The organism is Pseudomonas sp. M2(2023) (assembly GCF_030263955.1).
In the GTDB taxonomy this organism is placed as follows: domain Bacteria; phylum Pseudomonadota; class Gammaproteobacteria; order Pseudomonadales; family Pseudomonadaceae; genus Aquipseudomonas; species Aquipseudomonas asiatica.
Genome location: NZ_CP127114.1, coordinates 4373283 through 4397193 on the forward strand (window position 1 = coordinate 4373283; position 23911 = coordinate 4397193).

A 23911-nucleotide genomic window follows, 5' to 3' on the forward strand; every position below is an offset into this window, starting at 1 on the left:
TGATGAGTGTCTCGGTCTGCCCTTGTGGCAGTGGCAACCTGCTCGACGCCTGCTGCGGGCATTACCACGCCGGCACCCCGGCGCCCGATGCCCAGGCGCTGATGCGCTCACGCTACAGTGCCTACGTGCTGGGCCTGGTCGACTACCTGGTGGCCACCACCCTGCCGGCCCAGCAAGCCGGCCTGGACCGTGCCGCCATGGCCGCCTGGAGCGCCCAGAGCACCTGGCTGGGCCTGGAGGTGGAAAGCGCAGAGGTGCTGGGCGGCCAGCCGGAGCACGGTTTTGTCACCTTCACTGCACGCTGGCACGACCAGGAGGGTGACCATCAGCACCGCGAGCGCTCGGCATTCGTCCAGCACGCCGGGCGCTGGTACTTCATCGACCCCACGGTCGGGCTCAAGGCCGGGCGCAACGACCCCTGCCCCTGCGCCAGCGGCCAGAAGTTCAAGAAATGCTGCGCCAGTTACGTGGGTAGCTGACCATGATCGCCCGCACCCGCCCGCTGCTGCTCGCCACCCTGATGGCATGGCTCGCACTGCTGGCGGGCTGCGCCAGCTGGGGCGGTGACGACTGGCGCGAACCCGAGGTACACCTGGTCGAGGTGGAGACGGTCAAGGCCAGGTTGCTGGAGCAGGAGTTCGTGCTGCATCTGCGAATCGACAACCCCAATGACAGCCGCCTGTTCATCCGCAACCTGTCGTATGCCATACGCCTCAACGACCTGTTGCTGGTGCAGGATGAAACCAGCGTGTGGCGCAGTGTCGGCGGGCATGCCCGGCGTACTTTCAAGATCACCGCACGGACCAACCTGTGGCAGCACCTGAAACCGCTGGCCAAGCTGCTGAAAAGCGAACAACCACTGCATTACAGCCTGCAGGGCGAGCTGGCGACCGGGTTGCTCATCCATCGGGACCTGCACTTGTCGCGCAGTGGTGAGATAATCCCCGGCGATTACAAACCGGAGTGACCCTGCAATGTCCCAGCAACCCCACGTTCATGGCCCTGACTGCAACCACGATCATGATCACCACCACGATCATGGCCATGTACACGGCCCGCACTGCAACCACGGCCACCAGGAGCCGGTACGCAACGCCCTGAAGGACGTTGGCCGTAACGACCCGTGCCCGTGCGGTAGCCAGAAAAAGTTCAAGAAGTGCCACGGCGCCTGACCTGAACAGCGCTTGCGCGTCCCTGCCGCGGGCCGCGCAGTGGGTAGCCGGGGCCTAGCTGGCCCTGGCAGGCCCTGAAACCTTGCGCTGCAGCAACCCTGCGGTGGCCATGAGCAGCACGATGCACAGGGCCATGCAAATGGCATTGGTGCCATCCCAACCGACCGTACCCAGCAACAGCGACGGGCTGAATGCGCCAATGGTCGCGAACACCGCAATGGCCAGATCGTTCTTCCCCTGCATCTGCATCGCTGCCGGGCTGTTTTGCAGCGTCTGCGCCAACAGCGCCCCACCGCCCACGTAGGTCAGGTTCCAACCCAGGCCCAAGGCTATTAGTGACAAGGTCATCATCGCGTAGCTGTGCGACCACATGTTCATGGCCGTGCAACCGATCAGCAGGCACAGGCCGAGACAGATGGTGGCCCTGATGCCGAGCTTCTGGATGATGGCGCCGGTGAAGAACGACGGCGCAAACATGGCAATCACATGCCATTGAATCGCCAGGCGAACGTCGGAAAAGTCCTCATGCATGTGTTTCATGTGCATGGACGCCTGGATCATCAGCAAATTCATGATCCCGTAACCCAGCGCGGCCACGGCCATGGCCACGGCAACCACCGGGCTCAGCGGCTCGGCGGTCGTGCCAGCCGGTTTCGCTGCACGGTCGTTACTGGCGGTGCCGGTATCGCCGGGCAGGCAGGCCGCTGTCAGCAACGACATCACCGCCAGGCCGACAAAAGCGGCGTAGCACAGCGAAAACAGCGGATACCCACCAACGTCCCTCAGCCACTCGGTGAGCGCCGGCCCGACCACGGCAGCGATCACCCCACCGGCCACCACCAGGGAAAGCGCCTTGGGCTTCAGGTTCTGGGCCAGATTGTCGGTGGCCGCGAAGCGATTGAAGTTGGCAAACGCAATGTAGATGCCCAATGCCGAATGGCTGATCACCAGCGTCGGGAAGTGCTGGTACTGCACCGCCAGGTAACCACTGATGCCAGACACCGCCAAAGGGACCGAGCCCAACATGAAGGCGCGCTTGCGGCCAATGCGGCTCATCAGCCTGGAGACCGGATAGGTAGCCAGCATCAGGCAGAGGAACTGGAACCCATAGGGCACAGTGGACCATGTGGCGGCAGGCGCCAGCGCCGCCCCGACAATGGCCGCCATGGTCACGGACATGACCGCAGTCGTCAGGTTGATCGATTGCGCGGTGAAATACAGGTACGTGCGCCGTGGAAGGGGGCTCGACATGGCGTGTGCTCACGGTTGGTGGACGGGTGGAATTCGGCATTGGAAAGATGCCGACAGGTGTATGGTGGCACCTGCCGCGCCCTGAAGCTCGAACAGTCGACGCGCTTTCCGGTTAACTGTTAGGCTGATTTTTCTAACAGCTGCTGGACCCGCCATGCGCCCGCACAGCCTTCATGACCAGTTGAAACAGCGCCTCGAAGCCGGCGAATGGCTGCCTGGCCAGCGCATGCCGTCCATCCGCAAGCTGACGGCGGCGGTTGGCTGCAGCTACCACGATGTCGTCTCCAGCTATGCCCGATTGGTAAGCGAAGGTGTGTTGACCGCCATTCCTGGCCGCGGCTACTTCGTCGCCAGCCACACACGGCAAACCGGCACAGTGGATACGCCCGCAGGCATGGCCGACGACCCGCTGTTCAAGTTGCTGCAGGGGGGCCAGCACTACACCAAACTGGGCAGCGGCTGGCTGCCACCCGCCTGGCGAGACACCGAGCTGCTGGCCAGGGCAATTCGGCGTACGGCACGCCTGGAGCAGAGTTCGCTGGCAGAATATGGCGACATCCAGGGCTACCTGCCCATGCGCAAGCAGTTGTGCGTGCACCTGAAACGCCTGACCCGTGTCGATGCCCGGCCAAGTCAGTTGCTGACTACGCTGGGCGCCACACAAGCGCTGGACCTGGTGGCGCGGTTGTTGATCAAGCCAGGCGATCACGTGTTCGTCGACGAGCCCGGCAATGGCAACCTGATCAAACTGATCCAGTTGGCCGGCGGCCATGTGGTCGGGGTGCGCCGAACCCAGGACGGACCGAGCGTGGAAGACATGAAGGAGCACCTGGCCAGGCACAAGGTCAAGGCATTCTTCTGCAACAGCACCTTCCACAACCCGACCGGCGGCAACATCAGCCCGCACAATGCCTTCAGCGTCCTGCGCCTGGCGGTGGAACACGAATTCTTCGTGGTCGAGGACGATGTCTACGGCGACTTCAGCCCGGGTGTGCGCCAGACCTTTGCCGAACTGGACGACCTTGAGCGGGTCATCTACATCGGCAGCTTCTCGAAATGCCTGTCCGCCTCATTGCGCGTGGGCTACATCGCCTGCTCGGCAGAGCTGATGGAGCCGCTGACACGCCTGAAGCTGCTGACCTGCGTGGCGGTACCGGCGTTTTGCGAGCGCTTCGTCAACACCATTTTGTCCGATGGCACCTATGCCCGGCACATGCAAGACCTGCAGCAGCGCCTGATCCGGCAGCAGGCGCAGACCCAGCAGTTGTTGCGGGCGCGTGGCTGGCAATTCGACATAACGCCCCAAGGTGGCATGTTCCTGTGGGTCTACCACCCCGAACTGGCCGACCTGAAGCCCTTCATGCGTCGCCTGGAACAGCACAAGGTGCTATTGATGCCAGGCTCTGCCTTCGCCGTCAGCCGTGACTATCAACGCCTTGCTCGCATCAATTGCACGCACTTTTCCGACGCCGTGGCCGAACATTTCAAGGTTTGAGTCGGCACTGGCAAATAAAGCGCCCTGGGACCTTGCACGGCGCCTGCGCGCTCACTACCTTAGCGCCTTTCGAAACCCGCCACGCCTTGCAGGAGCCCTTGTCATGGCCGCCCCCGCCTTTCCTCCATTCCGCCCGCGGTTCGCAACCGCTGCCACGCTGCTCGGCATGCTCGTGCTGGCCGGCTGCCAGACGGGCGGCTACCAGGACAGCGTGCCGCCGACCAGCGGTGTGCAGCCACTCAAGGGCCTGGCGCAGAACGTCTCGGTACGGCGCAACGCAATGGGCGCACCACTGATCGAAAGCGGCAGCTTCCATGACGCCCTGTTCAGCCTGGGCTATGTGCATGCCGGCGACCGCATCGAGCAGATGGTCGCCATGCGCCTGCTGGCCCAGGGCCGCCTGGCAGAACTGGCCGGCAGCGACGCGCTGGACATCGACCGTTTGATGCGCGCGGCCAACCTCAAGCAGAGCGCCACCCAGCAGTACGCCGACGCCTCGCCACGGCTCAAGCGCTTCTTCGAAGTGTATGCACGCGGGGTCAACGCCTACCTGTTCCGCTACCGCGACAAGCTGCCCGCCGGCCTGGCCAGCAGTGGCTACCGCCCCGAATACTGGAAGCCCGAAGACTCGGCACTGATCTTCAGCCTGTATGCGTTCAGCCAGTCAGTGAACCTGCAGGAAGAACTGAGCGCCCTGACCCTGGCGCAGAAAGCCGGTAGCGACAAGCTGGCCTGGCTGCTGCCCGGAGCCCCGGACGAGCCGTTGGCCGAAGCCGAAGTGGACAAGCTCAAGGGCCTGAACCTGGCCAGCCAGTTGCCGGGGCTGCCAGCCCTGGCAGCCGCCAGCCAGAAGCTGGCCGACCTCGACCTTCTGGGCAGCCCGGGCTCGGCCAACCTGGCCCTGGCGCCGCAGCGCAGCCGCAGCGGCAAGAGCCTGCTGGCCAGCGACAGCCGAGCCGCCTGGGCCCTGAGCCCGGTACAGATCCACACCGGCAAGTACCAGGTCGCCGGCCTGTCGTTGCCCGGCCTGCCGATCGTGCTGGCCGGCTACAACGGCAAGCTGGCCTGGAGCAGCAGCGCGGTCATGGCCGACAACCAGGACCTGTACCTGGAGCAACTGCGCCACCAGGGCAGCCAGCTGAGCTACCTGGCCGACGGCAAATGGCTGCCGGCCCGCGCCCGTAGCGAAACCTTCTTCGTCCGCGGCCAGCGCCCGCTGCGCGAGGTGTTGTACGACACCCGCCACGGCACCCTGCTGGCCCAGCCAGGCAATGCCAGCCTGGGCCTGGCGCTGAACCTGCCACAGTTCAAGGGCGACCGCAGCCTGGATGCGCTGTTCGACCTGACCCGTGCCAAGAGCGTGGAGCGTGCCTTCGACAGCACCCGTGAAGTGACCGCCGCCGCCCTCAACTTCGTCTTCGCCGAACCTGAGCACATCGGCTGGCAAGTCAGTGGCCGCTACCCCAACCGTCGCGAAGGCCAGGGCCTGCTGCCGTCGCCGGGCTGGGACGGGCGCTACGACTGGGACGGCTATGCCGACCCGATGCTGCACCCTTACGACCAGGACCCACCCGCGGGCTGGATCGGCCACGCCAACCAGCGCAGCCTGCCGCGTGGCTATGGCATGCAGCTGTCCAGCACCTGGTACTACCCCGAGCGCGCCGAGCGCCTGGCCCAGCTGGCCGGCAATGGCCGCCACGACAGCCGCAGCCTGATGGCCCTGCAGAACGACCAGACCACCCTGCTGGCCGACAAGCTCAAGCAGATGTTCGACGCCCCGGGCATGGCCCAGCCGCTCAAGCAGGCGATCGACGCCCTGCCCGCCGCACAGCGCGACAATGCCCGCGACGCGCTGGCCCGGCTCAAGGCCTTCGATGGCCGCCTGAGCCCGGTGTCGGCCGATGCCGCACTGTACGAACTGTTCCTCCAGGAAGTGGCCCGGCAAACCTTCCTCGACGACCTGGGCCCGGAATCCGGCCCGGCCTGGCAGGCTTTCGTCAGCAATGCGCGGTTGTCGTTCTCGGCGCAGGCTGACCACCTGCTGGGCCGCGACGACAGCCCGTTCTGGGATGACCGCAGCACCCCGCAGAAAGAAGACAAGCCGGCCATTCTCGCCCGCAGCCTGGCGGGCGCGGTGGATGCCGGCATCGCGCAACTGGGCGCCGACCGCCGCGCCTGGCAGTGGGGCAAGCTGCACCAGTACCGCTGGCCTGCACCGGCCTACCATGGCCTGGGCGATGCCCTCGGTCGCCCGCCGCTGGCTGCCGGTGGCGACTTCACTACCCTGGCCCTGACGCCATATGCCTGGGGCAGCGAATTCGACACCCGCCTGCCGGCCTCGGCACGGATGATCGTCGACTTCGGCCAGGCCGAGCCGTTGCAGGTGCTGACCAGCAGCGGGCAGTCCGGCAACCCGGCCAGCACGCATTACAGCGATGGGCTGGATGCCTGGTTCCAAGGGCGCTTCATGAGCCTGCCACTGCAGCAGCAGAACTTCGGGCGAGCTTATGGCAACCAGCGTTTGACGTTGGTGCCTGGGAAATAAACAATGGCGCCTTTGTTGGGGCCACTTTGAGCCCCAACCATCTCCAGTCGAACTTCCCGCATCTACCATGGTTCCTAACTGGTAACTCCAAGCCAGCGCCCATGCCATGGACCTCGTCATCGCCCGCCCCGAAGGCCTGTACTGTCCGCCCGGTGATTTCTACATCGACCCCTGGCGACCAGTGGAGCGTGCCGTCATCACCCACGGCCACGGCGACCATGCCCGCGTCGGCAACCGCCATTACCTCACCGCCGCCCCAGGCGCCGGCATCCTGCGCAGCCGCCTGGGCCAGGACATCGACCTGCAAACCCTGCCGTACGGCGAACGCCTGCTGCACCATGGCGTAACCCTGAGCCTGCACCCAGCCGGGCATGTACTGGGCTCGGCGCAAGTGCGCCTGGAGTACCAGGGCGAGGTCTGGGTCGCCTCCGGCGACTACAAAGTGGAGCCCGACGGCACCTGCACGCCGTTCGAACCGGTGCGCTGCCACACGTTCATCACCGAATCGACCTTCGGCCTGCCCATCTACCGTTGGCCCAGCCAGGGCGAGATCTTCACCGGCATCAATACCTGGTGGCGCGCCAATTGCGAACAGGGCAAAGCCAGCGTGCTGTTCTGCTATGCCTTCGGCAAGGCCCAGCGAATCCTCCATGGGCTGGACGCCAACATTGGCCCAGTCCTCGTGCATGGCGCTGTCGAACCGCTCAACCGGGTTTACCGGGACGCTGGCGTCTACCTTCCGCAAACGCGCTATGTCGGCGATATCCCTCGCAACGACCCGCTGCTGCGCCAGGCACTGGTCCTGGCACCGCCTTCGGCGGGTGGCAGCAGCTGGATGCGCCGTTTCGGCGACTACAGCGATGCCTTTGCCAGTGGCTGGATGCTGTTGCGCGGCACCCGCCGCCGGCGCGGGGTAGACCGAGGCTTCGTGCTCTCGGACCATGCCGATTGGCCGGGGTTGCTCTGGGCCATCGGCCAGACTGGCGCAGAACGCGTGATGGTCACCCATGGCTCGGTCAATGTGCTGGTGCGCTACCTCATCGAACAGGGCCTCGATGCCCGCGCCTTCGTGACCGAGTACGGCGAGGAAGATGACGTGGTAGCCGCGGAGCCAGACGCATGAAAGCATTCGCCGAGCTGTACCTGAGGCTGGATGCGACTACCTCCAGCACTGCAAAGCTCACGGCGCTACGCGAATATTTCAGCACCGCCCCGGCTGGGGATGCCGCCTGGGCGGTGTACTTCCTGGCAGGTGGCCGCCCTCGCCAACTGGTGCCTACACGCGTGCTGCGGGAGCTGGCCGGCAGGTTGGCGGGGCTGCCTGACTGGCTGTTCGAGGAATGCTACCAGGCCGTTGGCGACCTGGCCGAAACCATTTCCCTGCTGGTACCGGAAAGCCACCACCCTGGCGACAACGGCCTCGCCCGCTGGGTCGAAGCCCATCTGCTGCCATTGCGCGGCCTGCCAGTCGAGGAGATCCAGCAACGCCTGCCGCCTCTTTGGGCCCAGCTGGACCGCCCCAGCCTGATGCTTTGCCTGAAACTCATCACTGGCAGCTTTCGCGTGGGCGTATCGAAGCTGTTGGTCACTCGCGCCCTCGCGCAACTGGCCGGGCTGGATGCCAAATGCGTGGCCCAGCGCCTGGTTGGCTACACCGACATCAGCCACCGCCCGACGGCAGCCAGCTATCAACGGCTGATAGCCCCGGAATCAGACGATGAACATAGCTTGCGTGGCGGCCAGCCCTACCCGTTTTTCCTGGCCCACCCCCTGCAGGTATCAACCGAACAGCTAGATACACTGCTCGGGCCGCCGAGCGAATGGCAAATCGAGTGGAAATGGGACGGCATTCGTGCCCAGGTGGTCAAGCGCGAAGGCCAGCTGTGGGTCTGGTCGCGCGGTGAGGAACTGGTCACCGAACGCTTCCCCGAATTGCACAGCCTGGCGCAGACGTTACCCGACGGTGTCGTGCTCGATGGCGAGATCCTGGTTTGGAAACCTGGTGGCTCAGCGGCTGAGCTGGCCGTGCAGCCATTTGCCCTGTTGCAGCAGCGCCTGGGACGCAAGACCTTGGGCAAGAAGCTGCTGAGCGACGCACCGGTCGTGCTGCAGGCCTACGACCTGCTGGAATGGCGAGGCGAGGACTGGCGCAGCCGGCCGCAGCATGCACGCCGCCAGCAGCTGGAACACGTGCTTGAGGAGCACCCATTGGCCCCGGTGTTGCTCTCGCCTCTACTCGAAGGCCGGGACTGGGCCGACCTTGCCTGCCAGCGCGAACAGTCCCGCAGTCTGGGGGTGGAAGGGCTGATGCTGAAACAGCGCGAGGCCTTGTATGGCGTGGGGCGCACCAAGGACATGGGCACCTGGTGGAAGTGGAAGATCGACCCGTTCAGCGTCGATGCCGTGCTGATCTATGCCCAGCGCGGCCACGGCCGGCGGGCCAGCTTGTACAGCGACTACACCTTCGCCGTGTGGGACGCGCCAGCCGGTACGCCGGGTCGGGCACTGGTCCCCTTTGCCAAGGCCTATTCAGGGCTCAGTGACGAAGAAATGCGCAAGGTCGACGCCATCATCCGCAAGACCACGGTTGAAACCTTCGGGCCGGTGCGCAGCGTGACGCCGACGCTGGTGTTCGAGTTGGGCTTCGAGGGCATCGCCCTGTCCAGGAGGCACAAGAGCGGCATCGCCGTGCGCTTTCCGCGGATGCTGCGCTGGCGGCTGGACAAGCCAGTGGAAGAAGCGGATGACCTGGCTACATTGCAGGCGCTGCTGGCCTGAAACAATTTCTGGACCGTGCTGGCTTCTTCGCGGGTAAACCCGCTCCCACAGGTCATGCACAAAAGCTGAGTTTTGTGCGATCCCTGTGGGAGCGGGTTTACCCGCGAAGAAGCCAGCGCGGTGGCCAGGAGGGCACCGATGCAGGCGCAAGGCCAAAAACTGTGCTTCTATCTGTGTGCCGCCCCGTGTCGCAGACCGTTTTCGCCACGCACCCAGGACCACCATGCACCATTCAACTCACGACCTGCTCTCGCCCGTTCCGGGCATCACCCGCCAGTTGCACAGCTTCCACTTCGGACCTCGCGGTGGCGGCAAAGTCTATATCCAGGCCTCGCTGCATGCCGACGAGCTGCCCGGCATGCTGGTGGCCTGGCACCTCAAGCGCCGCCTGGGTGAACTGGAACAGCAAGGCCGCCTGCAGCGCGAGATCATCCTGGTGCCGGTGGCCAACCCGGTCGGCCTGGAACAGGTGCTGCTGGACGCGCCGCTGGGGCGTTTCGAACTGCAAAGCGGCGAGAACTTCAACCGTAACTTCGTCGATCTTTCCGACAGCATCGGCGACCAGATCGAAGAACACCTGACCGAAGACCCGGCACACAACCTCGCGCTGATCCGCGAATACCTGCGGCGGGGGCTGGACGCACACCCGGCGCGCACACCGCTGCAGGCCCAACGCCTGATATTGCAGCGCCTTGCCTGCGATGCCGACATGGTGCTGGACCTGCACTGCGACTTCGAGGCGGTCGAGCACCTGTACACCACGCCAGACGCCTGGCCGCAGATCGAACCTCTGGCCCGCTACCTGGGTGCCCAAGCCAGCCTGCTTGCCACCGACTCTGGCGGGCAGTCGTTCGATGAATGCTTCAGCCTGGTCTGGTGGCAGTTGCAGCAACGCTTCGGCAAACGGTTCCCGATTCCGCTGGGCTGCTGCTCGGTCACCGTCGAGCTGCGCGGCCAGGCCGATGTCAGCCACGACCTGGCCAGCAAGGACTGCCAGGCGATCCTCGACTTCCTTACCCATGCGGGGGTCATCGAAGGCGCAAGCCCGGCCCTGCCCGCCTTGCGCTGCACGGCCACGCCGCTGGCCGCAGTAGAACCGGTGATAACGCCACTGGGCGGGTTGCTGGTGTACCACGCCCGGCCAGGCCAGCACCTGGAGGCGGGCCAGTTGATCGCTGAAGTCATCGACCCGCTCAGCGACCGGGTGACGGCCATCCGCAACAGCCAGCCCGGCCTGCTGTATGCACGTAACGTACGGCGCATGGCTACCGCAGGCATGGTCATCGCCCACGTCGCAGGCGAGCAGGTGTGCCGCAGCGGCTATCTGCTGGCAAACTGATCCGGTAAAACCATTGCGCCTGGCTGGTTGTCTGTAGAAACACAGCCACCGAAGGACCCTATGCCCCATGCCCGCCGCCACCGACCTCGCCAAGGCCTGGTTCGCCAAGCGTGGCTGGAAGCCTTTCGCTTTCCAGCGCCGTGTCTGGGCCGCCGTGGAACGGGGCGAATCCGGCTTGCTGCATGCCAGTACCGGTGCCGGCAAGACCTACGCGGTATGGCTCGCCGCACTGAGGGCCTTCAAGGCCGAAGCCCAAGGGCGTCATGCTGCACCCTTGCAGGTGGTGTGGGTTACCCCCATGCGAGCCTTGGCCGCCGACACCGCCCGCGCACTGCAAATGCCGCTGGACGACCTGGGCCTGCCCTGGAGCGTGGGCATTCGCAGCGGCGACACCGGCAGTGCCGAACGTGCCCGGCAAGCACGGCGCCTGCCCAGCGTACTGGTCACTACCCCTGAAAGCCTTACGCTGCTGTTGACCCGGGCACAAGCTCGCGAAGACTTCGCCACACTGCGCCTGGTAGTGGTGGACGAATGGCACGAACTACTGGGCAACAAGCGTGGGGTACAACTGCAACTGGCTTTGGCCCGCCTGCGCCACTGGCACCCGAGCCTGCCGACGTGGGGCCTGTCCGCGACCCTCGGCAATCTCCAACATGCGCTGGACGTATTGCTGCCACAAGGCGGCCTGCTGGTACAAGGCCGACAGGACAAGCAGTTGCAGGTCGATACCCTGCTGCCAACGGCCATCGAGCGCTTCCCCTGGGCCGGGCACATGGGTTTGAAGATGCTCGATCAGGTCAGCCGGGAGATAGATGCCAGCACTAGTTGCCTTGTCTTCACCAACACTCGGGCGCAGGCCGAACTCTGGTACCAGGCCCTGCTCGAGGTACGCCCCGAGTGGGCCGGGCTGATTGCCTTGCACCATGCCTCACTGGCCCGCGATACCCGTGACTGGGTCGAGCGCAGCCTCAAGCAAGGCAACCTGAAGGCAGTGATCTGCACCTCCAGCCTGGACCTGGGGGTGGACTTCCTGCCCGTGGAGCGAGTACTGCAGATCGGTTCCGCCAAGGGCATTGCCCGTCTCGTGCAACGGGCCGGGCGCTCCGGCCATGCGCCGGGGCGGCGCTCCCGGGTTACTCTGGTGCCCACCCACAGCCTGGAACTGGTGGAAGCAGCCGCCGCCAGGCACGCCCTGGCAGCCGGGCACATCGAAGCCCGGCATTCGCCGCGCTTGTGCATGGACGTGCTGGTGCAACACTTGGTAAGCATGGCTTTGGGCAGCGGCTTTCACCCGCAGCAGTTGCTGGCCGAAGTGCGCAGTACCTGGGCCTTCAGCGAATTGCGTGACAGCCAGTGGCAATGGGCGCTGGACTTCGTCTGCCATGGCGGCAGCTCACTCAGCGCCTACCCAGACTACCAGCGCGTCGAGCGCCAGCCCGACGGCACGTACAAGGTTGCCAGCGAACGTTTGGCACGTCGCCACCGCATGAGTATCGGTACCATCGTCAGCGACGCCAGCCTGCAGCTCAAGTACTGGAGCAAGGGTGGTGGGGGCAAGGCGCTGGGCAGCGTCGAAGAGGCGTTCATTGCCCGTTTGCGCCCTGGCGACACCTTGGTGTTCGCCGGGCGAGTGCTGGAACTGGTGCGCGTGGAAAACATGACGGCCTACGTACGCCGCAGTACCGCGCGCAAGGCAGCGGTTGCACGCTGGAATGGTGGCCGCATGCCGCTCTCCAGCGAACTGGCCGACGCACTGGTCGAGCAGCTCGGCGCAGCATCCCAAGGGCGCTTTCAAAGCCCGGAGATGCGAGCAGTACGCCCCCTGCTGGCCTTGCAGGCGCAATGGTCGGCGCTGCCCACCCCCGAAACGCTGCTGGCAGAAACCTTCAAGTCGCGCCAGGGTTGGCACCTGTTCCTGTATCCGTTCGCCGGGCGCATGGCCAACCTTGGCCTGGCCAACCTGATCGCCTGGCGGGTTAGCCGCGTGCAGCCGCTTTCGGTTTCGATTGCGGTCAATGACTACGGGTTCGAACTGCTCAGCCCGGGCAACGTGGACTGGGCCACACACCTTCCGCAGGCACTTGGTACCGAACACCTGCTGGATGATGTACTGGCCAGCCTCAACGCAGGAGAAATGGCGTTGCGTCGTTTTCGCGAGATCGCACAAATTGCCGGGTTGGTGTTTGGCGGGTATCCGGCGGCGCAGAAAAGCCTCAGGCAGATCCAGGCCTCCAGCGGCTTGTTCTATGAGGTATTTCGCAAGCATGACACCGGCAACCTGCTGCTGGCCCAGGCACGGGACGAGGTGCTGAATGAGGAGCTGGAGATCGAGCGGTTGCACCGGCAATTGCTGAAGATGGGGCAGTTACAGCTGGAACTGCGACCACTCAAGCGGCCCGGACCGTTGGCATTTGCCTTGCTGGTGGAAGGCATGCGCGAAACGTTGAGCACCGAGAGACTGGCGGACCGGATTGCGAGGATGGTCGCGGAGCTGAACAGTGCGGCGGACGCTACGGAATGACCAACCTTCTACCCATCGAACACCATGGCCAAGTGCTCTGGCTGCTTTCGGACAAGGCCATTTACTGGCCAGCCCGTCACGCCCTGCTGGTGGCCGACCTGCACATCGGCAAGGCAGCAAGCTATCGCGCCTTGCACCAACCGGTACCGCGCGGCACTACCGAGGCGACACTCGCCCGCCTGGATGCATTGCTGGCAAGGCATGATTGCGAGCAACTGATCATTCTTGGCGATTTTCTGCATGCGCGCGCAGCGCAGGCGCCGGCAACCTTGGCAACGCTGCAGGCCTGGCGAGAGCGCCACAGAACCCTGAAAATCGTGCTGATCCGCGGCAATCACGATCGAAGCGCCGGTGACCCGCCCGCCTCACTCGGTATCGAAGTCGTGAGCGAACCCTGGCTGTTGGAACCCTTTGCGCTACAACACGAACCCCACCCCCACCCGACCCAACCGGTGTTGGCAGGGCACGTACACCCGGTATTCATCCTGCGCGGCAAGGCTCGGCAACGCCTGCGATTGCCCTGCTTCCTGATCGATGGACAGGTCAGCCTGCTGCCGGCGTTCGGTGAATTTACCGGGGGTTGGGAAATCGCCCCCACGGGCGCCAGCCGGGTGTTCCTGACCGGTGCAGACCGCGTCTGGCCGCTCTAGCCCGGATCACTCAAGCTACAGGTGCCGGTGGAGGCTCGTCCGGCAGGGTCGGCTCGCCCGGCTCCATGGGTGGTGTTTCACCAGGCTCCGGCGGTTGCGGGGTATCCGGGTCAGGCTGGTGGGGCACGCCCCCCGCCTGCATCGGCAGCGGGTGTGCCAGCAGTGACCATGGTAGCAACCCGACGTGGTTGGGCTGCAGGCCTGCCAGCTTGGCACTGATTGCGGGGTGGAGTTTCATTGGCTGCTCCTGGCAAGGCCGCTACGCGTCATGCGTACCGGCGTTATCCAGTTGGAGTGCCAAAGGCGCGGGGAATTCCCCGCGCTTGTCGGCTCAGGTACGCGGCAGGGTGACGCCGCGCTGGCCCTGGTACTTGCCGCCACGGTCCTTGTACGACACTTCGCATTCTTCGTCGGACTGCAGGAACAGCATCTGGGCCACACCTTCGTTGGCGTAGATCTTCGCCGGCAGCGTGGTGGTATTGGAGAACTCCAGTGTCACATGGCCTTCCCACTCGGGCTCGAGCGGGGTGACATTGACGATGATGCCGCAACGGGCGTAGGTGCTCTTGCCCAGGCAGATGGTCAACACATCACGCGGAATGCGGAAATACTCGACGGTACGCGCCAGGGCGAAGGAGTTCGGCGGGATGATGCACACGTCGCTCTTGATGTCGACGAAACTGCCTGCATCGAAGTTCTTCGGGTCGACGGTGGCCGAGTTGATGTTGGTAAACACCTTGAATTCGTCGGCGCAGCGCACGTCGTAGCCGTAGCTGGAGACGCCGAAGGAGATCACCCGGCTGTCCTGTTCGCCGCGCACCTGGCGCTCGACGAACGGTTCGATCATGCCGTGTTCCTGCGCCATGCGGCGAATCCACTTGTCCGATTTGATGCTCATGGCGGGGTGTCCTGAAGAGTTGCGAGGTGGAAATTCGAGACGCGCATCTTACCGGTCCCGGCGCCCAGGTTAAAGTTCCATGCCTCATCCCGCGCCGGGCGGGGGCTTCAGCCGCCGTCGATCCGAATTTGCGTAAAGCGCCTTCTGACCATTGGCAGGTTGCGGAAAGTGGGGTAAGGTGGCGCCACTGTGCTGCACGTGACACCGAGAATCTCTAGTTTGATGCACGATCCTGATCGGCCCATCGCTGAATTTTCTGCTCTCTTTGCGCTCAGTCCCGGCCAGGGTTTTTCCTGACCGTTATCAAATTGTCCAAGGAGACAGAAAAATGTCCAACCGTCAATCCGGTGTTGTTAAGTGGTTCAACGATGAGAAAGGCTACGGCTTCATCACCCCTCAGTCGGGCGACGACCTGTTCGTGCACTTCAAAGCCATCCAAGCTGACGGCTTCAAAACCCTGAAAGAAGGCCAGGCTGTTACTTTCGTCGCTACCCGCGGCCAGAAAGGCATGCAGGCTGAAGAAGTTCAGATCGCCTAAGTCGATCGAAGCTTCCTAGCTTTCAAAAAACCCGCCTTCCGGCGGGTTTTTTTATGCCTGGTCGAAAGACCGAGTCAGCCTCTTCGCGGGTAAACCCGCTCCCACAGGGATAGCGCGGTACTTGAAGTCTGCGCTGTACCTGTGGGAGCGGGTTTACCCGCGAAGCAGGCGACTCGGTCTGCCAGTCAATCTTCGCTGATGGTAATGCTAGGCATCGCCGGCGCAGCAGCTTCCTGCAGCACGATCCGCGCGCCCACTTGGCGGGCCAGCTCCTGATAGACCATCGCAATCTGGCTTTCCGGCTCGGCGATCGCCGTCGGCTTGCCACTATCGGCCTGCTCGCGAATCAGCATCGACAGCGGCAACGACGCCAACAGGTCGACGCCATACTGGCTCGCCAGCTTCTCGCCACCGCCTTCGCCGAACAGGTGCTCGGCATGGCCGCAGTTCGAGCAGATGTGCACGGCCATGTTCTCCACCACGCCCAGCACCGGGATGTTGACCTTGCGGAACATCTCCACGCCCTTCTTGGCATCCAGCAGGGCCAGGTCCTGCGGGGTGGTGACGATCACCGAACCGGCAACCGGTACCTTCTGCGCCAGGGTCAGCTGGATGTCTCCGGTGCCCGGCGGCATGTCGATCACCAGGTAATCCAGGTCGTCCCAGGCAGTCTGGGTCACCAGCTGCAGCAGCGCGCCGGAAACCATAGGGCCACGCCATACCATCGGCGTGTTGTCGTCGGTAAGGAACGCCATGGACATGACTTCCACGCCATGGGCCTTGATCGGCACGAACCACTTCTGCTCGCGAATCTGCGGGCGGGTGCCTTCGGCGATGCCGAACATCACGCCCTGGCTGGGGCCATAGATATCGGCATCGAGAATACCCACCCGCGCGCCCTCGCGAGCCAGCGCCAGGGCCAGGTTGGCCGCGGTGGTCGACTTGCCCACACCGCCCTTGCCCGAAGCCACGGCGATGATGTTCTTGACGTTGGCCATTGCCGGCACCTGGGCCTGGGCCTTGTGCGCAGCCACCACGCAGTCGATCGACACCTGGGCACTGCTGACGCCCTCCAGGTTGCCGATGGCGGTCTGCAGCACCTGGGCCCAGCCGTTCTTGAACAGCCCTGCGGCATAACCCAGTTGCAATTGCACGCTGACCTGGCCGCCCTGGATATCGATTGCGCGCACACAGCCGGCGCTGATCGGGTCCTGGTTCAGGTAGGGGTCGGTGTACTGGCGAAGCACGCCTTCGACGGCGGCACGGGTGACGGCACTCATGGAGACTCCCAATGGCAAACTGAATGTAAAACAGACGCCTATCCTAACCCGTCAATCGTCAGCAGATGCGCATGCGGGGTGAAATATCTTCGCCAGCCCTTTATAGTGGCCGATCAACCTCATTTTTACCCCGTCGCCAGATAAGTAGCCGAGCCACCATGTCCGAGCCACGTCAGATTCTCGTCACCAGCGCCTTGCCCTATGCCAACGGATCGATCCACCTTGGCCATATGCTCGAGTACATCCAGACAGACATGTGGGTCCGCTTCCAGAAGCTGCGCGGCAACCAGTGCATCTACGTTTGCGCCGACGACGCCCACGGTTCGGCCATCATGCTGCGCGCCGAGAAAGAAGGCATCACCCCGGAACAGCTGATCGCCAACGTCCAGGCCGAACACAGCAGCGACTTCGCCGACTTCCTGGTGGACTTCGACAACTTCCACTCCACCCACAGCGAAGAAAACCGCGAGCTGTCGGGCCTGATCTACGCGCGCCTGCGAGACGCCGGGCACATCGCCACCCGTTCGGTAACCCAGTATTTCGACCCGGAAAAGGGCATGTTCCTCGCCGACCGCTTCATCAAGGGCACCTGCCCCAAATGCGCGGCCGAAGACCAGTACGGCGACAACTGCGAAAAATGCGGCGCCACCTACGCACCCACCGAGCTGAAGAACCCCAAGTCGGCCATCTCTGGTGCCACCCCGGTATTGCGTGATTCCCAGCACTTCTTCTTCAAGCTGCCGGACTTCCAGGCCATGCTGCAGCAGTGGACCCGTAGCGGCACGCTGCAGGACGCGGTAGCCAACAAGCTGGCCGAATGGCTGGACTCGGGCCTGCAGGAATGGGACATCTCCCGCGACGCACCGTACTTCGGCTTCGAGATCCCGGGCGAGCCAGGCAAGTACTTCTACGTGTGGCTGGATGCACCGATCGGCTACATGGCCAGCTTCAAGAACCTTTGTGCACGCCGCCCGGAGCTGGACTTCGACGCGTTCTGGAACGAAGGCTCCAAGGCCGAGCTGTACCACTTCATCGGCAAGGACATCGTCAACTTCCACGCCCTGTTCTGGCCGGCCATGCTCGAAGGCGCGGGCTTCCGCAAGCCGAGCGCGGTCAACGTGCACGGCTACCTGACCGTGAACGGCGCCAAGATGTCCAAGTCGCGCGGTACCTTCATCAAGGCCCGCACCTACCTCGACCACCTGCAGCCGGAATACCTGCGTTACTACTACGCTGCCAAGCTCGGCCGCGGTGTTGATGACCTGGACCTGAACCTGGAAGACTTCGTGCAGAAGGTCAACTCCGACCTGGTCGGCAAGGTGGTCAACATCGCCAGCCGCTGCGCCGGTTTCATCCACAAGGGCAATGAAGGCGTGATGGTAGCTGGCGATGCTGCACCGGAGCTGACCGAAGCCTTCCTGGCGGCCGCCCCGTCGATCGCCGACGCCTATGAAGGCCGCGACTTCGGCCGTGCCATGCGCGAAATCATGGCGCTGGCCGATCGCGCCAACGCCTGGATCGCTGACAAGGCCCCATGGTCGCTGGCCAAACAGGAAGGCAAGCAGGATGAAGTTCAGGCCATCTGCGCCCAAGGCATCAACCTTTTCCGTCAGCTGGTGATCTTCCTCAAGCCGGTGCTGCCGGTACTGGCTGCCGACGCCGAGGCCTTCCTCAACGTGGCTCCACTGACCTGGAACGACCACCTGTCGCGCCTGGAAAACCACCAATTGAACCCGTTCAAGGCGCTGATGAGCCGCATCGAACCGGCCAAGGTCGAAGCCATGGTCGCCGCCAGCAAGGAAGACCTGCTGGCCGCCGAAGCCAAGGCCCCGGCCGGCAATGGCGAGCTGGCCAAGGACCCGCTGTCGGCGGAAATCGAGTTCGACACCTTCGCTGCCGTCGATCTGCGCGTGGCACTGATCGTCAAGGCCGAAGCCGTACCGGGCGCGGACAAGCTGCTGCAACTGACCCTGGACATCGGTGACGAGCGCCGCAACGTGTTTTCCGGCATCAAGTCGGCGTACCCCGACCCGTCCCAGCTGGAAGGCCGGCTGACCATGATGGTGGCCAACCTCAAGCCACGGAAGATGCGCTTTGGGGTGTCCGAAGGGATGGTCATGGCGGCCGGGCCTGGCGGTGAAGAGATCTACCTGCTGAGCCCGGACAGCGGTGCCAAGCCAGGCCAGCGCATCAAGTAACAAAACCTGCTGGACCTTGTGGGAGCGGGCGTGCCCGCGAAACTGACTACGCGGTGCATGGCACCGGCGTTGCCGGTGTTCGCGGGCACGCCCGCTCTCACAATGACTCCGGCACCTCGATGCCAAACCCGGACAATCGCCCCGATTCCCGGCTATCGTCATCTCATGAGCGACTACATCCTGGTACTGATCAGCGCTGCGCTGGTCAATCACCTGTGCCTGCAAAAACAGCCATTCCCAAGGCTGCACCTCCACGTGCACGGCCTCGCCTGCGCACTGTGCATTGCCTTGGGCGTGATCGGCGCACAACTACTGGTGCGCGGGGTGCTTGCCCCACTGCAAGCCCAGGACCTTGCCCTGTTCCTGTTGTTGCCCTGGCTGGCCGTGCTTGCCTGGGGCGTACCATGGCTACTGACAAGATGGCGCCCGAGCTGGCCGGTGACGCAACTGCCCGCGCTGCTGTTGAGCAACGCGGTAGTACTGGGCTTGACCCTGCAACAGGCAAGCGACGAAAGCACATGGCTCGCTACCTTGCTGCAAGGCCTGCTGGCCGGCGGCGGCTTCTGGCTGGCGTTGGTGCTGTTCGCCGACCTGCGCCAGCGCAGCGCTCATGCCGACGTCCCCGGGGCAATGCGCGGCCTGCCCATCGAACTGCTTGGGGCCGGAGTAATGGCCATGGCGTTTTCCGGCTTCAACGGGCTGTTCGCCCAATGACCGCCAAGCCCGACCCGCGGCTACGCACCAGCATGGGCCTGGTGTTGCTGGCCTGCGTACCTGGCCTGCTGGCGCTGTTCTGGATGCATGGCTGGAGTTTGCTACTGAACCTGTTGCTGTGCGCCAGCACCGCGCTGCTGTGCGAGGCGCTGTTGCTTACCTTGCGAGCACAACCGCTGCGCACGGCGCTGAACGACGGCAGCGCGCTGGTGACCGCCGTGCTGCTCGCCGCCGCCCTGCCCACCTTGGCACCCTGGTGGTTGCCGGTGGTCGCTACCAGCGTTGCCATCGGCATCGGCAAGCAGGCCTTTGGCGGGGTTGGGCGCAACCTGTTCAACCCGGCCATGGTCGGCTACGCCTTCGTGCTGCTGAGCTTCCCGTTGCAGATGAACCATTGGCCGGGGCCGGCACCAGGCCTGCTCGACAGCCTACAGCTGGTGTTCGCCGGCGGCGAGCAGATCGATGCCTGGGCCAGGCCGACGCTGCTCGACGGCCTTCGCCACAACCACAGCCTGACCATCGATGAACTGTTCGCCGGTCACCCGGGCTTCGGCAGCATCGGTGGACGGGGCAGCGAATGGGTCAACCTGGCGTTCCTGCTGGGCGGCCTGTTCCTGCTGCAACGCAAGGTTATCAGTTGGCATGCGCCGGCCGGTCTGCTGGCTGGGTTGTTCCTGTTCAGCCTGCTGGGCTGGAATGGCTCGGGCTCGGACTCCAACGGCTCTCCCCTGGTGCACCTGTTCTCCGGCTCGACAATGATGGCGGCGTTCTTCATTGCCACCGAACCGGTGTCCGGGCCCCGGCAGGAGTGGGCGAAGCTGGGTTTCGGCCTAGGGGCGGGCCTGCTGATCTATCTGATCCGCACCTGGGGTAGCTACCCGGACGGTACAGCGTTCGCCGTCCTGCTCATGAACCTCATGGCGCCGAGCCTCGAACGCCTGGCTCTGCAGCGCCAGCAGGTTGCCCGATGAAGCGCCTGGTACGTGATGTGGGTTTGTTGCTCCTGACCGGAGCACTGGCGCTGTCGACCACTTTGGCCTGGCAGCACTGGACCAGCGCAGCCATCGCCGACGCCGAGAAGCAACTGAATAGCCGCCAGCGGCTGGCGGTGTTGCCAGAAGGCAGTTACGACAACCAACCTTTGGACAGCCCGTTGCCTAGGCCCGCCGCACAGCGGCCAAACAGCCGCATCCTGGCAGCTTACCGGGCAACGCTGGCGGGTAAACCGGCCGCCGTCATACTGGTCACAAAGGCCCAGGGCTATGCCGGGCCTATCGTGCTGAGCGTGGCCATCGCAGCGGACGGCCGACTGATCGGCAGCCAGGTGGTCGAGCAACAGGAAAGCCCTGGGCTGGGTGCACGCCTGGGTGATGCGCAGCTGAACTGGCTGGGGCAATTTGCCAATCGTCAGCTGGGCGACCACTGGGCGCTGAAGCGCGACCAGGGCGACTTTGACCAGTTGGCCGGCGCAACCGTGACCTCACGTGCAGTGATCGTCGCGCTACAGGAAGCGCTGAGCTACTTCGATGAGCAGCGCAGGGTATTGCTGGAGGGCGCCACGCATGAATAGGCTCTACCTGCTCGGAGCAAGCCTGGTGCCTCTGCTGGGCGCCACCCGAACACTGAGCGAAGGCGCCACCATAGGCGTGTGCGCAGTGCTGCTGAGCAGCCTTCACCAGCTATTAATGCCCCCCCTGCGCCGACGGTCTGTCACCTGGACCTATGTACTGGCCAGCCTGCTGGTTCTGGCGGCCCTGGCCAGTTGCTTGCAACTGGCACTGCGTGCCTGGCTGCTGCCACTGGCACTCTCCCTCGGCCACTATCCCGCACTGCTGTGCCTGCAATGCCTGGCCATTGACTACCTGCTACCCGATCAAGGGCGCTGGCGCCTGCTCGCCGGCCACCTTTGCGCGCTGCTTGCCACATGCCTGCTGCTTGGTGCCAGCCGCCAATGGCTGGCCGACGGTATCGGCCTGCACCTGGCCAGCCTGGCCCCGGGCGCCTTGCTACTGCTCGGACTGCTGTTGGCCTTGTACAATCGCCTGCGTCCGGGCCCTGCCCAATCACGTCATCAAGGAAAGCTCTGATTTCATGAATGCCGCCAAACGCCTGGAGATCTTTCGCAGGCTGCACGAAGACAACCCCGACCCGAAGACCGAACTGGCGTACACCACCCCGTTCGAGTTGCTGGTCGCCGTGACACTGTCTGCGCAATCCACCGATGTCGGCGTCAACAAGGCCACCGCACGCCTGTTCCCGGTCGCCAACACCCCCGAGGCCATCTATGCGCTGGGCGTCGAAGGCCTGAGTGAGTACATCAAGACCATTGGCTTGTACAACAGCAAGGCGAAGAACGTTATCGAAGCCTGCCGGCTGCTGATCGAACGCCATGACAGCCAGGTCCCGCAGACTCGCGAAGCCCTGGAGGCGCTACCCGGCGTTGGCCGCAAGACCGCCAACGTAGTGCTCAACACAGCGTTCCGCCAGCCGACCATGGCGGTGGATACCCATATCTTCCGGGTCAGCAACCGTACGGGCATTGCGCCAGGCAAGACGGTGCTGGAAGTGGAGAAAAAGCTGATCAAGTTCGTACCAAAGGATTACCTGCTCGACGCCCACCACTGGCTGATCCTGCACGGGCGCTATGTGTGCCAGGCACGCAAGCCACGCTGCGGCAGTTGCCGGATTGAAGACTTGTGCGAGTACAAGCACAAGACCTCCGACGATTGAGTCGATAGCTGGAAACTACCTGCAGCGATTGAAAAAATCTTTTTTACCAGCGTCTGCTTTCTGGTTATAAGGACGGCCAATGGCCCCTTGGCTTGGAGCGACTCATGAGTAGCGATAAAGACGACCTGTCGATCGAAGATGATTTTGTTGCCGCAGATGACGAAGCGGAACCCCAGGTGGAAACCGCAAAGACCAACCTGAGCAAGCGCCGCACCATCGACAATATGCTGGAGGAAAGGCGCCTGCAGAAGCAGTTGGCCGACTTCGACTACGATCTGTAACCCTGGCAAAGCCTCCTGGCTGGAGGCTTTACGGCCTTGGCGTTCAGTTCAACCCTTGCCGCTGCGCCAGCTCGATCAGGTCGACCAGCGAGCGCGCATTGAGCTTGAGCAACAGGCGCGACTTGTAGGTACTGACCGTCTTGTTGCTGAGGAACATGCTGTCGGCAATCTCCTTGTTGGAACGCCCTCGCGCCAGCTGTTGCAACACGGTCATCTCGCGCGCCGAGAGGCGGTTGACCATATCCGTCTCGCTTCCGCCCCTGCCACGTGACACATGCAAGGCCTGGTTGGGGAAGTAGCTGTAGCCCGACAGTACGGCCTTGATGGCGCTCAGCAGCTCGGTGAGTTCCTGCTGCTTGCACACATACCCCGCCGCCCCCGCCTGCATGCAGCGCATCGAGAAGTTGCCGGGGGCCTGCGATGTCAGCACCAGCACCTTGCTGCCCGGGCTGAAAGTTGTCATGCGACCGATCACCTCCAAGCCATCCAGCTTGGGGATACCGATATCGAGCACCACGATATCCGGCAGGTGTTGCCGTGTGAGTTGCAGCGCAGCCACCCCGTTGTCGGTTTCCGCCACGACGTCATACCCATGCCGCTCCATCAGCATGCGTACGGCCAGGCGTATGACCGGATGATCATCCACGATAAGCACTTTATTCATGCGATATCCATTCATTGCTTTTGCTTTGGCCCGCCAAGATAACCTACAGAACGCTTACTGGCGCGGTGATTTACCGGCGAAATATATGAACAGATAGAACCTACAACACTTACAGAAATTTCCTACACTCAACTGATGCACTTGTAACAATCAAATTCCCTGTTACCAAATGAACGGTATCACCGGCTGGTAAAAGTGCACCAGTTGGAAACCGGCCGACACCTCAGGAAATATTCAGCTCAAATGCGCTGAACAAACACCGTCATCAGGATTTCAAGCGATTATTCTCACCCGGGAAACAATCCAGTCTTTAGTTGAGCATCGCCGTAAGGTAAAGATGTGCAAAATCGCTGGAGACGACCCATATGCACCAAGTACAGCCTGTCGCCCCGCTGACGATCATTGCCATCTTCGCAGGGATTATCGAAGCCTCCGCCCTTGCCACATTGCCGTTTCTCAGCGAATCCAGCCAAAAGCTCTATACCTGGTTCCTGGTGGGCTTCCCATTCTTCCTGACGGCACTGTTCTTCCTCACGCTCAACTTCAATTACAAGTCGTTCTACGACCCGTCGCCAAACAGGACGCCAAACGACAACACATCGACACCGAGTGATGTGGCCAAGCATGCAATTCCCGGTAGTACCGGCGAAGCGCTGCAGGGCGAGCCTGTCACGTTCATGTTTTCCGGCCCCGATGCCTATCGCATGATGGAGCAGCAATTGCTGTCCGCCCTCGCCCAACCGCCTCAGCAATCTCGCACCTGGCGCTTTTGCAACCTGGACAGACGCCAGTGCGCGCAACTATCGATCAGCGCGCTTGATGAACAGGTGGCAAACGACGGTCACTGATTCCACAGA

Annotated in this window: 24 protein-coding genes; 19 read left to right on the forward strand and 5 right to left on the reverse strand. The window is 63.6% G+C overall.

What is annotated here, in order from left to right:
• Window positions 1-2: 2 nt before the first annotated feature.
• From QN085_RS20120 to QN085_RS20130, 3 genes are read left to right on the forward strand one after another with little or no spacing between them, the layout of a single operon-like run.
• On the forward strand, window positions 3-479 hold the full coding sequence (locus tag QN085_RS20120) for a YchJ family protein (protein WP_015271542.1): 477 nt from the start codon (window positions 3-5) through the stop codon (window positions 477-479).
• A 2-nt stretch (window positions 480-481) separates the two neighbouring features.
• Complete coding sequence (locus QN085_RS20125) at window positions 482-967, forward strand: LEA/WHy family protein (RefSeq protein ID WP_015271543.1); 486 nt, start codon at window positions 482-484, stop codon at window positions 965-967.
• 7 nt (window positions 968-974) lie between these two features.
• Window positions 975-1172 (forward strand): SEC-C metal-binding domain-containing protein, encoded by a 198-nt coding sequence (locus QN085_RS20130; RefSeq protein ID WP_003258907.1) that lies wholly within the window; start codon window positions 975-977, stop codon window positions 1170-1172.
• A 54-nt stretch (window positions 1173-1226) separates the two neighbouring features.
• Here QN085_RS20130 and QN085_RS20135 read toward each other — a convergent pair whose 3' ends face one another.
• Complete coding sequence (locus QN085_RS20135; RefSeq protein WP_013973939.1) at window positions 1227-2423, reverse strand: MFS transporter; 1197 nt, start codon at window positions 2421-2423, stop codon at window positions 1227-1229.
• A 154-nt stretch (window positions 2424-2577) separates the two neighbouring features.
• Between QN085_RS20135 and QN085_RS20140 the strand changes: the two genes are divergently transcribed.
• The 7 genes from QN085_RS20140 to pdeM all read left to right on the forward strand — a co-directional run bounded on the left by QN085_RS20140 (window position 2578) and on the right by pdeM (window position 13751).
• Window positions 2578-3918: an aminotransferase-like domain-containing protein gene (locus QN085_RS20140; RefSeq protein ID WP_041505638.1), complete on the forward strand. Its 1341-nt coding sequence runs from the start codon at window positions 2578-2580 to the stop codon at window positions 3916-3918.
• A 103-nt stretch (window positions 3919-4021) separates the two neighbouring features.
• Window positions 4022-6463, forward strand: a complete 2442-nt coding sequence (locus tag QN085_RS20145) for a penicillin acylase family protein (RefSeq protein ID WP_041505637.1) — start codon at window positions 4022-4024, stop codon at window positions 6461-6463.
• Window positions 6464-6569: 106 nt separating this feature from the next.
• The gene (locus QN085_RS20150; RefSeq protein ID WP_023660940.1) at window positions 6570-7586 is read left to right on the forward strand and encodes a ligase-associated DNA damage response exonuclease; all 1017 of its coding nucleotides are present in this window, start codon (window positions 6570-6572) and stop codon (window positions 7584-7586) included.
• Window positions 7583-9241 carry an ATP-dependent DNA ligase gene (locus QN085_RS20155; RefSeq protein WP_041505636.1) on the forward strand — a complete coding sequence of 553 codons (1659 nt, stop codon included), beginning with the start codon at window positions 7583-7585 and terminating at the stop codon, window positions 9239-9241. Before QN085_RS20150 ends, QN085_RS20155 begins: the two co-directional genes overlap by 4 nt.
• A 223-nt stretch (window positions 9242-9464) precedes the next feature.
• On the forward strand, window positions 9465-10580 hold the full coding sequence (locus tag QN085_RS20160) for a succinylglutamate desuccinylase/aspartoacylase family protein (protein WP_041505635.1): 1116 nt from the start codon (window positions 9465-9467) through the stop codon (window positions 10578-10580).
• Between the two features lie 67 nt (window positions 10581-10647).
• The gene (locus tag QN085_RS20165; RefSeq protein WP_013973945.1) at window positions 10648-13101 is read left to right on the forward strand and encodes a ligase-associated DNA damage response DEXH box helicase; all 2454 of its coding nucleotides are present in this window, start codon (window positions 10648-10650) and stop codon (window positions 13099-13101) included.
• Complete coding sequence (pdeM, locus tag QN085_RS20170) at window positions 13098-13751, forward strand: ligase-associated DNA damage response endonuclease PdeM (RefSeq protein ID WP_041505634.1); 654 nt, start codon at window positions 13098-13100, stop codon at window positions 13749-13751. The genes QN085_RS20165 and pdeM overlap by 4 nt, the downstream gene beginning before the upstream one ends.
• 10 nt (window positions 13752-13761) lie before the next feature.
• On the opposite strand, the gene QN085_RS20175 is transcribed toward pdeM, so the two are convergent.
• Together QN085_RS20175 and dcd are read right to left on the reverse strand one after the other, a co-directional pair.
• Window positions 13762-13989 (reverse strand): hypothetical protein, encoded by a 228-nt coding sequence (locus QN085_RS20175; protein WP_003254918.1) that lies wholly within the window; start codon window positions 13987-13989, stop codon window positions 13762-13764.
• A 93-nt stretch (window positions 13990-14082) separates the two neighbouring features.
• Window positions 14083-14649 carry a dCTP deaminase gene (gene dcd, locus QN085_RS20180; RefSeq protein ID WP_003258001.1) on the reverse strand — a complete coding sequence of 189 codons (567 nt, stop codon included), beginning with the start codon at window positions 14647-14649 and terminating at the stop codon, window positions 14083-14085.
• 328 nt (window positions 14650-14977) lie between these two features.
• On the opposite strand from dcd, the gene QN085_RS20185 reads away from it, so the two are divergent.
• Entirely contained in the window at window positions 14978-15187 is a 210-nt protein-coding gene (locus QN085_RS20185) for a cold-shock protein (protein WP_003254922.1), read from the forward strand.
• Between the two features lie 185 nt (window positions 15188-15372).
• On the opposite strand, the gene apbC is transcribed toward QN085_RS20185, so the two are convergent.
• Window positions 15373-16467, reverse strand: a complete 1095-nt coding sequence (gene apbC / locus QN085_RS20190) for an iron-sulfur cluster carrier protein ApbC (RefSeq protein ID WP_015271554.1) — start codon at window positions 16465-16467, stop codon at window positions 15373-15375.
• A gap of 158 nt (window positions 16468-16625) precedes the next feature.
• Here apbC and metG point away from each other — a divergent pair, with 158 nt between their 5' ends.
• The 7 genes from metG (at window position 16626) to QN085_RS20225 (ending at window position 22390) form a co-directional block, all read left to right on the forward strand.
• Window positions 16626-18665 carry a methionine--tRNA ligase gene (metG, locus tag QN085_RS20195; RefSeq protein ID WP_015271555.1) on the forward strand — a complete coding sequence of 680 codons (2040 nt, stop codon included), beginning with the start codon at window positions 16626-16628 and terminating at the stop codon, window positions 18663-18665.
• A gap of 165 nt (window positions 18666-18830) precedes the next feature.
• On the forward strand, window positions 18831-19379 hold the full coding sequence (locus tag QN085_RS20200) for an Rnf-Nqr domain containing protein (protein ID WP_023660941.1): 549 nt from the start codon (window positions 18831-18833) through the stop codon (window positions 19377-19379).
• Complete coding sequence (locus tag QN085_RS20205; RefSeq protein WP_023660942.1) at window positions 19376-20350, forward strand: RnfABCDGE type electron transport complex subunit D; 975 nt, start codon at window positions 19376-19378, stop codon at window positions 20348-20350. The genes QN085_RS20200 and QN085_RS20205 overlap by 4 nt, the downstream gene beginning before the upstream one ends.
• Window positions 20347-20949 carry an RnfABCDGE type electron transport complex subunit G gene (locus QN085_RS20210; protein ID WP_013973951.1) on the forward strand — a complete coding sequence of 201 codons (603 nt, stop codon included), beginning with the start codon at window positions 20347-20349 and terminating at the stop codon, window positions 20947-20949. Before QN085_RS20205 ends, QN085_RS20210 begins: the two co-directional genes overlap by 4 nt.
• Window positions 20942-21466 (forward strand): NADH:quinone oxidoreductase, encoded by a 525-nt coding sequence (locus QN085_RS20215; RefSeq protein WP_013973952.1) that lies wholly within the window; start codon window positions 20942-20944, stop codon window positions 21464-21466. Before QN085_RS20210 ends, QN085_RS20215 begins: the two co-directional genes overlap by 8 nt.
• Before the next feature lie 4 nt (window positions 21467-21470).
• Window positions 21471-22109 (forward strand): endonuclease III, encoded by a 639-nt coding sequence (gene nth / locus QN085_RS20220; protein WP_013973953.1) that lies wholly within the window; start codon window positions 21471-21473, stop codon window positions 22107-22109.
• 104 nt (window positions 22110-22213) lie between these two features.
• The gene (locus QN085_RS20225; protein ID WP_003258006.1) at window positions 22214-22390 is read left to right on the forward strand and encodes a PA3496 family putative envelope integrity protein; all 177 of its coding nucleotides are present in this window, start codon (window positions 22214-22216) and stop codon (window positions 22388-22390) included.
• 43 nt (window positions 22391-22433) lie between these two features.
• Here QN085_RS20225 and QN085_RS20230 read toward each other — a convergent pair whose 3' ends face one another.
• A complete protein-coding gene (locus QN085_RS20230; protein WP_023660944.1) occupies window positions 22434-23054 on the reverse strand; it encodes a response regulator transcription factor in 621 nt (206 codons plus the stop codon).
• 365 nt (window positions 23055-23419) lie between these two features.
• Between QN085_RS20230 and QN085_RS20235 the strand changes: the two genes are divergently transcribed.
• Window positions 23420-23902 carry a hypothetical protein gene (locus QN085_RS20235; RefSeq protein WP_013973955.1) on the forward strand — a complete coding sequence of 161 codons (483 nt, stop codon included), beginning with the start codon at window positions 23420-23422 and terminating at the stop codon, window positions 23900-23902.
• The last annotated feature ends 9 nt before the right edge of the window (window positions 23903-23911 follow it).